The 15102-nt window shown below is 61.8% G+C and carries 10 protein-coding genes; 3 read left to right on the plus strand and 7 right to left on the minus strand.

The window, feature by feature from the left end:
- Positions 1 to 107 precede the first annotated feature (107 nt).
- Positions 108 to 1067, plus strand: a complete 960-nt coding sequence (locus ACP7BV_RS15745; RefSeq protein ID WP_426105121.1) for a transporter — start codon at positions 108 to 110, stop codon at positions 1065 to 1067.
- 11 nt (positions 1068 to 1078) lie between these two features.
- Positions 1079 to 1543, plus strand: a complete 465-nt coding sequence (locus ACP7BV_RS15750) for a TlpA family protein disulfide reductase (RefSeq protein ID WP_426105122.1) — start codon at positions 1079 to 1081, stop codon at positions 1541 to 1543.
- Positions 1544 to 1890: 347 nt separating this feature from the next.
- On the opposite strand, the gene ACP7BV_RS15755 is transcribed toward ACP7BV_RS15750, so the two are convergent.
- From ACP7BV_RS15755 to ACP7BV_RS15775, 5 genes are all read right to left on the minus strand, one after another.
- A complete protein-coding gene (locus ACP7BV_RS15755) occupies positions 1891 to 2520 on the minus strand; it encodes a hypothetical protein (RefSeq protein ID WP_426105124.1) in 630 nt (209 codons plus the stop codon).
- A gap of 80 nt (positions 2521 to 2600) precedes the next feature.
- The gene (locus tag ACP7BV_RS15760) at positions 2601 to 7235 is read right to left on the minus strand and encodes an RHS repeat-associated core domain-containing protein (RefSeq protein ID WP_426105125.1); all 4635 of its coding nucleotides are present in this window, start codon (positions 7233 to 7235) and stop codon (positions 2601 to 2603) included.
- 378 nt (positions 7236 to 7613) lie between these two features.
- Positions 7614 to 10064 carry a putative bifunctional diguanylate cyclase/phosphodiesterase gene (locus tag ACP7BV_RS15765; RefSeq protein WP_426105127.1) on the minus strand — a complete coding sequence of 817 codons (2451 nt, stop codon included), beginning with the start codon at positions 10062 to 10064 and terminating at the stop codon, positions 7614 to 7616.
- Positions 10065 to 10121: 57 nt separating this feature from the next.
- Entirely contained in the window at positions 10122 to 10619 is a 498-nt protein-coding gene (locus tag ACP7BV_RS15770; protein ID WP_426105129.1) for an RrF2 family transcriptional regulator, read from the minus strand.
- A gap of 68 nt (positions 10620 to 10687) precedes the next feature.
- Positions 10688 to 11878 (minus strand): NnrS family protein, encoded by a 1191-nt coding sequence (locus tag ACP7BV_RS15775; protein ID WP_426105131.1) that lies wholly within the window; start codon positions 11876 to 11878, stop codon positions 10688 to 10690.
- 230 nt (positions 11879 to 12108) lie between these two features.
- On the opposite strand from ACP7BV_RS15775, the gene ACP7BV_RS15780 reads away from it, so the two are divergent.
- The gene (locus ACP7BV_RS15780) at positions 12109 to 12360 is read left to right on the plus strand and encodes a heavy-metal-associated domain-containing protein (RefSeq protein WP_426105133.1); all 252 of its coding nucleotides are present in this window, start codon (positions 12109 to 12111) and stop codon (positions 12358 to 12360) included.
- Positions 12361 to 12376: 16 nt separating this feature from the next.
- Here the strand turns inward: ACP7BV_RS15780 and ACP7BV_RS15785 are convergent, their stop codons facing one another.
- Both ACP7BV_RS15785 and ACP7BV_RS15790 read right to left on the minus strand, forming a co-directional pair.
- Positions 12377 to 13069 (minus strand): response regulator, encoded by a 693-nt coding sequence (locus ACP7BV_RS15785; RefSeq protein WP_426105135.1) that lies wholly within the window; start codon positions 13067 to 13069, stop codon positions 12377 to 12379.
- A 32-nt stretch (positions 13070 to 13101) separates the two neighbouring features.
- Complete coding sequence (locus ACP7BV_RS15790; RefSeq protein WP_426105137.1) at positions 13102 to 15027, minus strand: type IV pili methyl-accepting chemotaxis transducer N-terminal domain-containing protein; 1926 nt, start codon at positions 15025 to 15027, stop codon at positions 13102 to 13104.
- Between the last annotated feature and the right edge of the window lie 75 nt (positions 15028 to 15102).

Here is a 15102-nt window from a genome sequence, read left to right on the forward strand (position 1 = left end):
TGATGTAGATCATGTGAAAAACATGCGCGCTAAAAGTATGATTTCCACGCCACGACAAGCAGTCGTCCATACCTGCCCTGGCAGGCTTTCATTCTCAGGGACACATTATGAAAACAACGCACACTCTCCTGGCCGCGGCCCTTGCAGCACTGGCGCCATCAATTGCGCTGGCCAGCTGCGGCGCCTCCTTTTGCGCCGTCAACACCAACTGGACAGCCGAGAGCGCGCTGACTGAAGCAAGCGACGCCTTCGACCTGCGCTACGAGTACATGAACCAGGACCAGCCGATGTCCGGTTCGGATAAGGTGTCGGTCGGCCAGGTCCCCTCGCACCATGACGAAGTGAGCACACAAAACCGCAACGTGGTGCTAAGCTACGGCCACAATTTCGGCAATGGCTTTGGCCTGACGGTCAGCGCCGCGGCTGTTCAGCGCGAACACTTTCATATTCACAATCACCACGGCGCCAAGATCGGCGACAGCTGGAAATTTACCGCTTTGAACGACGCGCGCATCATTGGGCGCTACCAGTTGACGGGCGTGGCCGACCCGCTCAAGCCGGCCAGCGCCGGCATTACTTTCGGCGTCAAGCTGCCGACCGGAAAATATGACGAGAGCAACGCCCAGGGTGCGCGGGCCGAGCGCAGCATGCAGCCCGGCAGCGGCACCATGGACTTGATCGCAGGCAGCTACTATCATCAAAAACTGACCGCGCTCGACGCTTCCTGGTTTGCCCAGGCACAGTACCAGCACGCGATCAACACGCGCGAAAACTTCCGCCCCGGCGCCCAGCTCGGCGTGGATGTGGGCGTGCGCAAGGGCCTGGCTGGCGGCCTGGGCATCCAGGGCCAGCTGAACTACGTCCACAAGAGCGCCGACAGCGGCAGCGAAGCGGAACCGGCCAGCAGCGGCGGACGCTTCCTGTACGCCAGCCCGGGCCTGAGCTATGCGCTGAGCAAGTCGACGCAACTGTATGCGTTCTACCAGGTGCCGCTGCACCGCCACGTCACCGGCGTGCAACTGACGGCCAACCGCGCACTGGTCATCGGCCTGTCGGCCCGCTTGTAATGCGCGCCCGGATGCGTACCCGCTCCCTGCTGGCGGCGGCCCTGCTGGCCGTTGCCGCTTTGTCGCCCGCCCACGCCATGCACCTGACCGATGTCGAAGGCAAGCTGCACACGCTCGAAGCCTATCGCGGCAAATGGGTGGTGCTCAATGTCTGGGCCACATGGTGCGCGCCGTGCATTCAGGAGATGCCCGAACTCGAAGCGCTGTCGCACGCGCGCAGCGACGTAATGGTGCTGGGACTGGCGGCCGACGGCGAGAGCGTGATGCGCTTGCGCCAGTTCGCCAGGGCGCTGCACGTGAGCTACCCCATCATTGCCGGCAACGAGCAAGCCATCAAGGAATTCAAGGTGCAAGCTTACCCGACCACGCTGCTGTTCAACCCGGAAGGCAAGCTGGTGTTGACGCGGCTGGGGCAATTGACCCGGGCGGAACTGGAAACGCATTTGCCGGCCGTGCCAGGCCGGCTGCGCCCGTAGCGGCTTGTGGGTGAGGGCTGATGGCCCAGCAAGGCGCCCATGTCGGCGGCGGCGAGCGGACGTGAGAACAGAAAACCCTGGCCGAAGTCGCACCCTGCGTGCGCGAGCGCCAGCTTGAAGGCATCGTTGTCGCCAGCGCGGGGAGCCTATGACGGGCGCTGGCCGTCGATGAACTTGGTCGAGGTCCGGCGCTGCGCGGCGAGGAAAAGCTGGGTTCGACGGCGATTGCACGCAAGGCGACGCCACGGATACCGGCATTCCCGCGGCGCCCCCCCCCCCTCGATATCAATAGGAGGATAGATCGAACGGCATAACTACCCCGTGCCGTTCCGTGGCGGCTTCCCTCGTTATCGCGAGGTTTTCTTTTCCGGGTCGCTTTTAAGGTGTTTCGCGGCTAAGTCTTCCCAGTTTTGAAGTGGATTAATTCCAATGAGTTTCGCGAAGCCATAGAACTTTGAAATAAAGGCCCCAGGAACAGATGCTGCTGAGCCCGCCCATTCCGCCCTGCCGCAAGCAAAATCAATAGACATTTTCTTAGGTTCGTTTTTCTGGAGAAAAAAAGTAATGCTGTGGTGCGGCGCGAATATACATGATTTTGAACTCACCTCTGGCGTGTTCAGAATCTTCAGATCAACACTCCGGTTTGCACCAACTTCTTGGTCCATCTCCCAGAGCAGAGCGACGAGCTTTGAGGTTTGCTCTTCACTGAGAATTTTACTTTGATAAACGATATCGACAGGCACCAACGAAATCCCCCTTTGAGAATCGAGCGCGTCGATAATTGAGGAGTGTTCCGTTACAAGGATTTTATCTGCTTGATCAACCAGCGAAATCATCTCCTGAGTGAATGTCAAATTCGGCCCTTGTTTGGCTAGTCTGGCAGGAGCAGACTCCAACACTGGAGGCGAAGCCCGATCAGGCTGACAGCCAACCGATAATATAGATAACACTAGAAATCCACTATGCACAATTTTCATACATCACTCGAAAAAATGGGAGCATTAAAACCGATGGGCAACCACTGGAAAGATTAAATTTAAAGCGGACGCTATAGAGCTCAGTGACGCATTCCGGGAACTTTAGTGACCCATGGGCCCTGTCCATCCCAGCTCGGCGGTGGGCCAATCTTTCCGGACCCTAGCATGCCGCCATTGTTGTACCACGCCTCTTCAGTCGGGGCAAAAACCCAAGTTCCGAGTTGACCAGCTAAGTCTTCTGCATAGCCGGGCGCCCCATCTTTGCGGTCTCTACCCGTCTCACACGAGCCTAAAATGATCGGTTGACCATGCCAGTTCTTGTCCGCTCTAATAATTGCTGCCAGATCTTTAGGGAACATCAAACCCTTTCCGGTTGGCCCATACATGACCACAGAAGCTCCATGTCCAGCGACGGTATAGTAGCCCGGCACATTCCAAGCATTCGCACCTGACCAAAATTTGGGCTCTGTTGGACTGAAAAAGTTAAGATCTGCCAGACCAAACGGGTCGGCGTGCGTGAGAGGACGACTCCCAACGTAAGCGTACGTATTGATTCCGCCGTCTAACCCAATTGGATCGCTCTGCACATACCGCCCCGTCTGCGGATCATAATCCCTGAAGTAGTTGTAGTGGCTGTTGGTCTCTCTGTCATACACCTGTCCTGGAAAGCGCGGATTGTAGGTGAACTTCGGCAGGCCGGCCGGGCTCTCGTCGGGCTGCTGAAGGCCGAACGGATCGGCGTTGTCCCAGCGCCAGACCAGCCGGTTGTCGCTAAGCTGCGTGATTGCCCGCGGCGTCAGAATGTGATCGGCGTACACGCTGAAGACATCGGTCATCGACGTGGGCGGCGCCCCTGGCACCGGAGTCCCGCTGTCGCGGGGCTTCAATACGGCTACCGGCAAATCACCCAGATACACGGTTTCCTGGATTGCGCTTCCGGCTCGGTCGTACTCACCGACCAGATGGCCCTCTCGGTCGTAGACATAGAAGGTCAGTGCACCGCCGGCCCCGGATTTCGCAACCCGCTGGCCAAAGCCGTTGTACCGGTAGCTTGTGGTGCCCCCGGCCACGGCGACGGCCATGAGCCTGCCATTGGTTCCGTAGGTGTATTTCACGGTCCCGTCGCTCGTCAGATTGCCCGCGTTGTCGTAAGTATTCGTTTTGGCCGGCGCCGGGCCTGACGTCTTGTCGAGCCGGTTGCTCGTGGGAGCGACGATATTGATATAGGTCCCGGACCCAAAACGTGCCTTGATGCGGTTGCCGTTGGCGTCGTAGTCGAAACCCTGGCTGACGTTCGCGCCCTCCACCCGAATCAAACGGTCCAGATCGTCATACGTGTAGCTTTGATCGAGGCGCATTGCGTTCGGCGCGCCGCTGTGGACGATCGATTTGATGCGATCGGCTGCATCGTAGTTCAACGTTCGCACAACGCCGCCGGCGCCGGCCAGGCCCAGGGGATAAGTCTTGAGCCGGCCAACTGCATCGAACTCCCGCTTGTAGATATTCTTGCTCGCTGCGCTCCCCCAGCTCCAGCTCTGTACGGCTCCGAGCGCGGAGTACCCAATGTTCGACAGGATCGCTGTCGCGGTCTGCGCATTCGGTGCTGTGAGGGAGAGCTCGCTCGCCTTTCCATCGGCGCCATAGACGACGTCGATGCGATTGCCGCTTGGGTAGGTCATCGACGTCACGTGCCCGGTGCCGCCGCCGCTGGTCCCGTATTTGTAGCCAAGCGCAAACTGCTTTGCCGCAGTGCCGCTGCCGATAATATGAACCTGCGCCTCAAGGCGGCCGTACCCGTCATAGGCAAAATTGCTTCTGCCTGAGTCGTCGGTCATCGCCGTTATTCGTCCGGCTGCGCTGGACGCGCCTTTGCCATACGCATAAATACTGGTGCCGACTTTCGTCACCCGCCGCGCCGCATCATAGCTATAGGCGGTTGTGACACCGCGGCCGTCACGGCTGGCCACAAGATTGCCCACGTCGTCGAACTCGTACGTGGCGGCGCTGGTGTCCGGGCTGTTCACGGCTCTTTGCTGGCCGTAGCCATCCAGCGTATAACGCGTGGTCAGTTGGCGAGGGTCAGTGACGCTGACCAGATTGTCCTGGTGGTCGTAGCCGTAGCTGGTCGCCGTCACCGGCTTGCCGGCCGCCGCAGGAGGCAGCGCCGCTTTCGCAAGGCGGTCGAGGTTGTCGAACTCGGCGGTGGTGACGCGGCCCAGCGCATCAGTGAGCGCCCGCAGGTTTCCTCCACGGTCGTATTGCAGCGTCGTTGCTGCAGTCTGCTGGCCACGCTGGATGCTTGCCAGACGATTGAGCGCGTCAAAGGCGCGGTTGCCGACCATAACCTGCGCCCCGGAGGAATTGCGCAGCTCCTGCTGGGTCACATTGCCCATCTTGTCCAACGTCAGTTGAACCTGGTTGCCCGCGCCGTCGCGCAGACTGGTCAAGCGGTGGGCGTTGTCGTAAGCCAGCGTCACCGTCGAACCGTCCGGGGAAAGGACGCTTTTCAACTGGCCCGCAGCATCATAGGAATACCGGGTTGTCTCGACACCGCCCTTGCTTCCTGCAACGGTGCTGGAATCGAGTCGCTGCCCGGCCCCATACACCAAATTGACCGTCACGCCATTGGCGCGCAGGATTTTGCTTGCAAGGCCATCCTGGGTGTACTCAAGGAACTGCGTTACTTCGCCCACGGCATTCTGTGTGGTGGCAAGATCTCCCGTGGCATGGCTCGCTGTCGTGTCGTCGTAGTAGACATTGGTGATCGATTCCGCCTGGCCCAGCGCATTCGCCGGCCCGGTAGCTTTGAGCAACTGGCCGGAGGCGTTGTAGCTGTAATGCCAGGTCCTGGCGCGGCCGTCGCTCTGCGCCGCGAACCCGCCAGATCCGTTTGCATCGCGCGTTGCCTGGACCGTTGTGGAGCACAGGACGACGATGGGCTTGCCGTTGGGGAGCAGCGCACCAGCCGCGCAGCCGGCTACGGTGCCATTGGCGTCTGGCTGGCCGTTGTAGACATACCTTGTGATCTGCTTGGGGCTAGCGATGGCGGTCTCGAGTTCCATGTCCGGATGCCATTGCTTGCTTGTCCTGCGGCTAGTGGCGGCGATGGCTTCGGTGGCGCTGGCCGGGCAGCTGGCGGCCGCCGTCAGACCGGATACCTGGCTTGTCAGCAATCCGCGTACGGGATCGGTAATGAAGCAGGTTTTTTGATCGTTGAAATCGATGCTGCTGGTCAGCTGGCCAACATTGTCGTAGGCCAGCTTGCTCGATCCCGGCCCGCAGCCTGCGCCGCCGGGCTGGCTCTCGCTCGCGACCAGTCCCCCGGTGCCTCCCGGAAAGGCCAGACCGATCTCGCGCGTGGTTCCCAACGAGTCGGTGATGATGCGCTTCGCTTTTTCTGGATAGCCGAACGTGTAGCGATCGGCGCCGCCCGCATGCTCGGACAGCACCGCCTGCCCGGCGTCGTTGTAGGCGTAACTTGCAAACCAGACGCCGTTCTCATCCGTGATTCCGGTCAGCAGGTGCGCGTAATTGCGGTCTTCATAGTGGTAGCGCCGCGTGCTCAGCAGCGCTGCCTGGGCGTCGTAGAACTCAACTGTTGCAAGTCGCTCGGTCCCGGCGAGTTCGCTGTCGTCGTCGTCTTTGTACACATCATAGTTGTAGTGCACGGACATCGTCGCGCCAGTGATCGTGTCCACTGCGTCGCCGCGCCAGGTCACCGTCAGCGAGCGGCCGCTGGCGTCGGCAATCGTGGCCAGTCTGTTGTCCGGCCCGTAGGTGTAGGACTGGCCAACGCCTTCCCGGGTATGCGTGCTGACCAGCAAGTACCGTTCGCCGATCTTCTTGAACCGTTCGATGCTGCCGTCGCGCCTGGTCAGCTCCCAGTCGTCGAGTGTTGTGTTGAGGCTGCGGAGCGTTTCGCGTTTGTCCGTCTTGGAAGCAAAGGGGCCCGATTGCAGTCGGCCGAATTCAAAATAGGCGCCGTCGCCAAATGTTCCGGTCACCCCGACAGGCTGAGAGGGATGGAGTAACGAAAATACCACGGCGAAACTGCGGTCGAATGAAAAGGACCAGCCTTGTCCTGCGGACTGGCCCATGCCACCTTCGCGCAGCGAACGATAGGTCCTGCTGATGCGCAGCGTCCCGTTCGGCGCGCCCTGCAAATCGGTTCCGGTTTGAATCTTGGCGCCGCTGCTAACTGCGACAGGATTTCCCTTGACAAACCCGCGTTGAGAAGCTGCGCAGCTTGGCGGGCGCGCCCTTTCCGCCCATTTGACGCAGATGCCGGGCGACTTGGCGGTGTAACCATCTTCGCAGTCCAGATAAGTATGCGAGTAGTCCCAGACTGGGGCACCTTCCAATAGCTTGTAATAACAGCCATAGCTGGGTATGTTGAGTTCCTCCGGCTTCATCGAGCGAAGCCTGACACCCCAGTGGTTCGTCGCACTGAGCTTGCACGCTTCTTGCGGTGTGCGGACATGGCCGATTTTATTAATCGAGATGAAATAACTCCAGCCTTTCATGCCGGCTGGCATTGTCTCGGCAGCCTGGGCGCTTGCCGATGCGGCAAGGCCAAGGGCCAACGCGAGTACCAGCTTGTGGTGTCGGGAAACCATGGTCCGCAAGGATGGTGAAGCATGTCCCGGTTGTAAATGACAAAGCACGTTGAGACCCCGGTGATACTTGTCGATCGAACGATCGAGTCGGGTCGGCATTGTTTTTCCTGTGAATATTTGTCTGACAAAGGCACGCTCATCAAATTTAAGGCGGAACGGGTATTGTTGCGCCCGCCCAATCTTTGGTATTTTCCAACGCGCTTGCGATGACAGATGATCAGGCACATTGCTTTTTTGACATTGATGATGATCACGGAACAGACGACGTGAGGACAACAAGATTTGATTTGAACGTGGGGCGCTGGGGCAACCCAGCCGCAGCGACGAGGTGCAAGTTCACCCGACCACGCTGCTGTTCGAGCCAGAAGGCAAACTGGTGTTAACGCGGCTAAGGCAATTGACACGGGCGGAACTGAAAACCAATTTGCCGGGCGATGCAGGCCGTTCGCGCCGGTGAGCGGCTCGCCCGTGCAGCGCCTAATGCCCCAGCAAGGCGCCCATGTCGGCCGCCACGAGCGGGTGAGAAAACAAAAACCCCTGGCCGAAGTCGCACCCTGCGTGTGCCAGCAAGTCGCGCTGCTCTTGCCTTTCTATGCCTTCGGCAATCACCCTGATGCCCAGCTTGTGGGCCATGGCAATGATGGCTTCGCACATGGTCAGGTCGTCTGAATGCGCACTCAAGCCCCGCACAAAGGTCTGGTCGATCTTGAGATAGTCGACATGAAACTTCCTCAGATATGACAGCGCCGAGTAGCCGGTGCCGAAATCATCGATGGCAAGTTCTCCGCCCGCGTCGCGCCAGCCTTGCAACTGCTCCATGACGGCCTTGCTCGATTCCAGCAGCAATCCCTCGGTGATTTCCAGAATGGCCCCCGCCCCGCCCGACGGCGGCCTGGCCTTGCCCACGCTTTGGCTGGCAAACTGCGTGCCGCCTCCCCCACCGTTCTGGCGCAGCTGCACCGGCGACAAGTTGACGCTGACCTTGAACTGCGGGTCAGCAATCTTGCGCCAGATGTGCGCCTGCTGGCTGGCGCGCTGGTAGACCCACTCGCCGATCGCCGTGATCATCCCGGTCTGTTCGGCCACGGTAATGAATTCAAGCGGGCTGACCATGCCGCGCACCGGATGGCGCCAGCGCAGCAGCGCCTCCGCCTTGTGGATGGCGCCGTCGGCCAGCGCCACGATCGGCTGGTAGCGCAGCTCGAACTGGTCGTTGGCCAGCGCACCGCGCAAGTCGTTGATCATCCGCATCCGGCCCAGCGCTTCGTTTTGCATGCGCTGGGTAAAATAATGAAAGCGGTCGCGGCCATGATTCTTGGCCGCGTACATGGCCTGGTCGGCATTCCTGATCAAGCCATCGGCCTCGCGCGCATCTTCCGGAAACAGCGTAATGCCCACGCTGGCCGAGACATAAATGGTATTTTGCGCGACGTAAAACGGCAGCGCCATGGTCTGCACGATGGTGGAAGCAACCCGTTCGACCACGGCAGGGTCCTCCAGTTCGCCTAAAATCACGGTAAATTCATCGCCCCCGATGCGCGCCACCGTATCGGCGCCGCGCACGCAGCTGGCCAGGCGGCCGGCCGCCTGCTTGAGCAAGCTGTCGCCCATTTCGTGGCCGAGCGTGTCGTTGACTTCCTTGAACTGGTCCAGATCGATGAACATCAGCGCCAGCCGATGGCCGGCGCGTCCCGCTTTTTGTATCTCGTGCTCAAGCCGGTCGCGAAACATGCTGCGGTTCGGCAAACCGGTCAGCATATCGAAGTTCGCTTGCCGCCAGATCGTTTCATTGGCCCGCTTTTGGTCCGTGACATGCGAGAACATGCAAATGCGCAGCTTGTCGCGCTTGTGCTGGTCGTAAATCGTATCGATCCGCAGCCATTTCAGGCTGATTTCAGCTGACTTGAGCCGGATGCGCAGCGAGCCGGCCCAGTGCCCGGTCCTGCCCAGCAGTTGCTCGGCATCGGCGCCAATCAAATGCTCGGCGCCACCCTTGAGCAGGTCGGCGTCGTGCCCGATTACTTCCTCTTCGGTGTAGCCGGTAAGCATGGTAAAGGCGGGATTGATGGCCTCGATGCGCCCATTCATGCAAACAACCATGATCGCTTCGCCGATGGCTTGGTACACCATGTCCGACAGGCGCAAGGCTTTGTCGGTCTTGCGTTTTTCCGTCATGTCGGTGGAAATGCCAATCACGCCAATCAGTTGTTGGCGCTCATTGCGCAGCGGGGAATCGGTGACGTGCACCGGCAGTATGCGCCCGCTGCGGTGACGCACGTCGAAGTCGCCCGACCAGCTCTCGCCCTGCTGCAGACGGGCCATGATGTCCACCGCTTGCGTCTGGTTCAACTCGGTCGGCGTGACGTCGACGATATTGCGGCCCAACACCTCGGCCGCCGGCCAGCCATACAGCCGCTCGGCAAAAGGATTCCAGAACAGGATGGTGCCGGCCAGGTCGGTCGCAATGACAGCCTGTTCGACCGACGCCAGCAGATTTTGCTGCAGGCGCATCTGGCGGTCCGCCATATTCGGCCCGGCAATCTCTTCGTGCACGGCGACGACGTGCCGCGCCCCGGCCGCGTGCACGCCCGTCAGCTTGAGCCGGTACCAGCGTTCCTCGGTGGGCGAGTCACACGGATACTCGAGGCTGGCGTGTTGGACCCTGCCGCTCAAAATATCCCGTATCAAGTCTGCGGCAGCCGACGCGCAGCCGTCTCCCTGGACGGCGGCGCGCGCGCACGCGTCCAGATAGTTGGCGCCAACAAGCACGGCGGAAAGATCGGCGCCGTTGGCGCGCGCAAAGGCGATCCAGGCGTGATTGATACTGACGATGACGCCGGACGCGTCGATCACGGCAATCTGGTCTTGCAACAGATCGAGGGTCGATAGCGGCAGGCTTGGCGCCTGGTCGGCCGGTTCCAGTTTCATGGGAGCCTTCACCCGTCAAGGTTCCGCCATTTTGCGCCTTGATCGGCGCGCCTGCAACTAGGTTTTGTCGCGCGCGCGGCCGCGGCCCCTGCCCATGGGGTGGAACTGCACCAGCACCGGCAGCGGCGCGCCCTTGGCCTTGGCCTTGCGCACTTCCTTGATGATCATCTGTTCCAGCGTGACGGCGTCCAGCACGTCCAGGAAGGCTGCCGTGGCTTGGCCCAGCACCCCTTTGAGCGCGCACGCGGCCGCGTACATGCAGCCGGCCGAAGCGACGTCGAAGCAGGACGCCATGTGGAAATCGGTTTCGGTATAACGCACGACCTCGCCGACATTGATGTCGGCCGGTTCGCGCCCCAGCCGCAAGCCGCCATTGCGCCCGCGCACGGTGTCGATGTAGCCGAGCGTGCCCAGATGATGCACGACCTTGGTCAGGTGGTTCTTGGCGATGCCGTGGGCGTCGGCAATATCCTGGATCGTGACCAGCTGCTCCCGGTTCATGGCCAGGAAAATCAGGGTACGCAGCGAATAATCGGTGTAGGCAGTCAGTCTCATGGGCAATGATGGGTAGTCTGGCAAGTGCAGCGGTCAGGCTAGCATTCTACTTCCTTCCTTGCGGCAAGTTACCCTTCTTTGCCGTCCACGCGGGCACGCCACAGATAAGGGGCATAGACCAGCAGGAACAGCGCAAACGACATGCTCCAGCACGCGCCAGCGGCAATGAGCAAGCCGGCGCGCCACGCAAGCGGCGCCATGCCGGCCCCGACCCGCAGGAAAGCACCGGCCTGGATCAGCACATACATGGCCGTTTCAGCCTTGCCGGCGACCATCTTGCGGCCCGTGTGGCCGAGCGTGGTGCGGGTCATCATGCCCATGATCAAGCCTGCCATCGATCCTACCGTGAGCGCATGGAAGGCGGTGCTGGCCGTGCCGATGCCCAGCGCGGCCAGGGCCAGCAGCAGGAAGCCGGCGCAAATCCAGGCGTAGCTCAGGTGCAGTATCCACAGCAAGGGAAAGCGCAGCGTGCGCTGCGGCTTCCAGCCGGCCAGGCGCAGCGCCGTGGCGCAGCAAGCCAGGAATGCAAGCCCGGCCGCCAGCGGCCCCGGCGCGCCGAACACCCAGCCTGCAACGGCGGCGACCACGACCGCCAAGGCGATCTTGTCGTTGCGCGGCAAGACCAGCGACTTGGCGCCGGGCGCCATGTTATCGGTAAACATCGGGATCACGCGTCCGCCAATCACCGCTTCGATCAGCACGATGAGCAAGATGGCCGCATGGATGGGCGCCACCTGGCCGATGGGAAGGATGCCCATGCCGGCGCCATGGAAGGCGGCGTTGGCCACCGTCAGCAGCCCCAGCAGCACAATGAGGAACATATTGCGCTTGTTGCCGGCCCGGTGCAGCACGCGGTACATGGACCAGGCTGCCATTGGCAGGAACAACAAGTCGATGCCGGCGGCGAGCCACGCGGGCGCCGTCAGCATGGCCACGCGCGCGGCCACCCACACCAGCGCCAGCCCCGCCAGATGCGCGCCGTAGGGCGTCTGCAGCCCGGTCCACGCGCGCCCCGCCGTCAACAGGAAGCCGACCACGACGGCGATGGCGAAGCCGAACACCATTTCATGCACGTGCCAACCAAGCGTGATGTGGGTGGACGCCCCGGCCCAGCCCAGATAGTGCGCCAGCCACAGCGGAATGAACAACACCGCCAGCAGCGCGGCCAGGATGTAAAACGGCCGGAATCCCAGCGCCCACAGCGCATGCTGGCCGCTCCAGAGGGGATGGACAGCGCCGGTGGCGGGTTCTTCGATCATGTGCAAGCTCATGCTGCGGCCTTCTGATTATAAGACATCGGTTTAAAGATACATTCAAAATACTACTTCAAACGCAGCCATACGGCAACAGCATTTCCTGGTTTATGAGGTGAAATTGATGTACCTTACGTTTTTCCAAAATAGCGCCCGGCGCGCATCGAATGTGGTGGACGGCAATCTTAATCCTGCTTACGCTGAGAAGCATTACCACAGGAAACCATGGAGTTCATATGCAAACCGCCTCACTCATCATCCCCGCCATGAATACCGAAGCGATCGCGGTCCAGGTCGCCAAAGCGCTGGAAGCTATCGCTGGCGTCGACCGCGTGCACATCACGCTGGCCAGCACGCTGGCCCGGGTCGGCTTTGACGAAACGCGCGCCACCCCGGCCGCGCTGCGTTCTGCCGTCAACACGGCCGGCTTTATCGTGGCCGAGCCGCCATCGAGCTGCTGCGGTGGTTGCGGCGGCGGCGGGCACTAATCCCCGCCTTGATGTACTAACCCTGGCGCTCTCCCAGGGTGCTGGCCATGCGGTGTTCCACCGCGAACACCGCCGCCTGTACCCGGCTCGACAGCTTGAGCTTCTTGAGCACGTTCTGGACATGGATCTTGACCGTGCTTTCCGCCAGGTCCAGCTTGCGGGCGATAAACTTGTTGCTCTCCCCTAGCGCCAGGCAATCGAGAATATCCTTTTCGCGCGGCGTCAGCTTGTCGATGTCCGACACGGGCGCTACCGGCGCCGTCGCGTACATCTGCGCCACCAGCTTGCCGGTGAGCGCTTCGGCCACGACCACTTCGCCCGCATGGGCGCGGCGGATGGCCCGCAGCAGATAATCGGTCTCGATATTTTTGATCAGGTAGCCCTGCGCCCCGGCGCGCATGGCCAGCGCCAGGTCTTCCGACTCTTCCGACACGGTCAGCATGATGATGGCGATGCCCGCGCAATCTTGCTGCATCAGCTGCAAGGTTTCCACGCCCGACATGCCGGGCATGTGCAGGTCGAGCAAGACCACGTCCGGCTTGAGCTGCTTGCAGCGCTTGATGCCCTCCACCCCGTCGGCAGCTTCGCCCACCACGGCAAACTCGGCGTGGCGCTGCAGCAGTGAACGTATGCCACTGCGAAACAGCGAGTGGTCGTCGACCAGCAGCACGCGGATCGCTTGGTCGGCGTTTTTCAGCGCGTTTTTCATCCCGTTGTCCATCTCTGTTCCCTCTGAAAGACTCATGCCGCGCGCCGTTGCGCCTGCGGCAAGGTGAGCGTGATGCTGGTGCCGCTGCCCGGGGCCGACGTGACGGCGAGCGCGGCGTCGATGCGGTGCGCCCGTTCGCGCATGATGTGGATGCCGATATGCTCGTCGCCCCGCCGGTCGAGCTGGGCGGGGTCGAAACCGGCTCCGTCGTCGGTGATCGTGAGCGTGAAATCGTCGCCTTCTTCCAGGCGCACCAGCACGCGCCTGGCGTCGGCATGCTTGCGCACGTTCGACAGCGCTTCCTGCACGATGAACAGCAATTGCAGCTGCTGCTCGCGGGGGAACGGCGCGCCGTCGGGGTCGGCCACCAGCTCGGCGACCAGCCCCGTCTGGCGACCGAATTTGTCGACCGTGGTTTGCAGCGTTTCGATCAGGCTGCCTTCGACCAGGCGCGTGCGGAAATTATGCAGTAGCTCGCGTACATCTTCGTAACTTTGCTGCACGCCCGCGCGCAGCAGCGGCACGATGTCGGCCACGTCGCCGATGTGGCCCGCCTTGACCGACTGGTCCAGCATCTGCACCTGCAAGTTCAAAAAATTAAGGCTTTGGGCGATGCTGTCGTGCAGACCCTGGGCCACCAGGTTGCGCTCTTCGGAGACGGCCAGTTCGCGTTCGCGCGCGACCAGGCGCAGGTTTTCGACGGCGGTGCCTAGCAGCTGGCCCAGCGTTTCAAGCAAGCTTTGTTCGCGCGCGTCAAACGTTTTCGGCTGACGAAAATACAGGTTGAAAAAACCCAGGTTGACCCGCTGCGCGCAAATATGGAACACCGACACGGTCGCAAAACCTTCGCGGTGGCATGCGAGCTCGTGCTCCTTGTCGAGCTTGCGCAAGTCGTGGATCACGTTGATTTTGCGCGCCACCGCGTCGCCGCACAGGCATTCGCCGACCTTGATGCAATGCTCGCGCTCGACCAGCTGGGGCGACATGCCCTGGTGGACCACCAGGTGCAAGTTGTTGCCCCCGGCGTCGAGCACGCGCACCGAGCCGCCGTCGGCATTGAAATAGTCGCACATGCGCTCCAGCAAACCCTGGCACAGCGGTTCGAGCGCCTGCGGATGCTGCAGAAAGGCCGAGGCGTCGTACAGCAGCGCCAGCTCGCGGTTCTGGTGTTCCAGCGCGGCGGTCTTGCGCGCCACCCGGCCTTCAAGATTATCGTACAGCGTCTTGAGGCGATCGGCCATCTTGTTAAAACCACGCGCCAGCTGGCCGAATTCGCCCGGGCCCTCGCCTGCCAGCCGCACTTCAAAATCCTTGGCCGCCATGCGCCGCAATCCGTCATGCAAGCGCGTGACGGGGGCAATGATCAGGCTGAGCATCAGGTACACCAGGCTGACCGTGCCGGCCAGGGCCATGACCAGCAGCGCCAGCTGCGAGCCGCGCAGCCAGAACATGCGCGTTTCGCTGTCGCGCTCGATGAGCCGGACCAGCGCGTCGGCTTCGGCGACAAAGCGCTCGGTGTCGGGGCGGAACTTGCCCAGCGCCTGCGCACGCGGCGCGCCGTCAAGTGCCAGCAGCGCCAGCGCGGCGGGACGAATCTCGTTGTGCCAGCGCGCGGTCAACTGCGCGAAGTCGCGCCGAATCGCGTCGGCCGGCGGCAGTAGCAGCGGGCGTTGCGGGTCGCCCTGTTCAAGTTGCGCCAGCGTGGCGCCGATGTCGGCGATCAGGCGCGCGGCGGCCGGGTCGGCGAGCGCGCCTTGCGAGAGCGTCAGCGACAGGTGGAAGCTATCCATGCGCAAGCTGCCGGCATCGTTGATGGCGGCGGCGCTGCCTTCAAGCTGCCAGGACAGGTACAGCGTGAGCGAAATGGCGGCCAGGGCCAGCGACAAAAAGCCTACCAGCGCGCCCATGATCCTGGTCGAGAGGCGGTGCCAGGTGGGTATGAGCGAATCGAGGTTCATCGGCGGTCCTTGCGTGCTGTGCGCAAACGGGGCGCGATTGCCTGGCGCCGCCTGTGCATGATACGCGAGCGCCGG

The organism is Massilia sp. TSP1-1-2 (genome assembly GCF_049896185.1).
GTDB lineage: Bacteria > Pseudomonadota > Gammaproteobacteria > Burkholderiales > Burkholderiaceae_D > Telluria_A.

Excerpts from the sequence above, each read along its gene's own strand:
- ACP7BV_RS15750 (WP_426105122.1), top strand. The coding sequence starts at position 1,079 with ATGCGTACCCGCTCCCTGCTGGCGGCGGCCCTGCTGGCCGTTGCCGCT.
- ACP7BV_RS15770 (WP_426105129.1), bottom strand. The coding sequence starts at position 10,619 with ATGAGACTGACTGCCTACACCGATTATTCGCTGCGTACCCTGATTTTC.
- ACP7BV_RS15745 (WP_426105121.1), top strand. The coding sequence starts at position 108 with ATGAAAACAACGCACACTCTCCTGGCCGCGGCCCTTGCAGCACTGGCG.
- ACP7BV_RS15765 (WP_426105127.1), bottom strand. The coding sequence starts at position 10,064 with ATGAAACTGGAACCGGCCGACCAGGCGCCAAGCCTGCCGCTATCGACC.
- ACP7BV_RS15755 (WP_426105124.1), bottom strand. The coding sequence starts at position 2,520 with ATGAAAATTGTGCATAGTGGATTTCTAGTGTTATCTATATTATCGGTT.
- ACP7BV_RS15780 (WP_426105133.1), top strand. The coding sequence starts at position 12,109 with ATGCAAACCGCCTCACTCATCATCCCCGCCATGAATACCGAAGCGATC.
- ACP7BV_RS15790 (WP_426105137.1), bottom strand. The coding sequence starts at position 15,027 with ATGAACCTCGATTCGCTCATACCCACCTGGCACCGCCTCTCGACCAGG.
- ACP7BV_RS15775 (WP_426105131.1), bottom strand. The coding sequence starts at position 11,878 with ATGATCGAAGAACCCGCCACCGGCGCTGTCCATCCCCTCTGGAGCGGC.
- ACP7BV_RS15785 (WP_426105135.1), bottom strand. The coding sequence starts at position 13,069 with ATGAAAAACGCGCTGAAAAACGCCGACCAAGCGATCCGCGTGCTGCTG.
- ACP7BV_RS15760 (WP_426105125.1), bottom strand. The coding sequence starts at position 7,235 with ATGCCGACCCGACTCGATCGTTCGATCGACAAGTATCACCGGGGTCTC.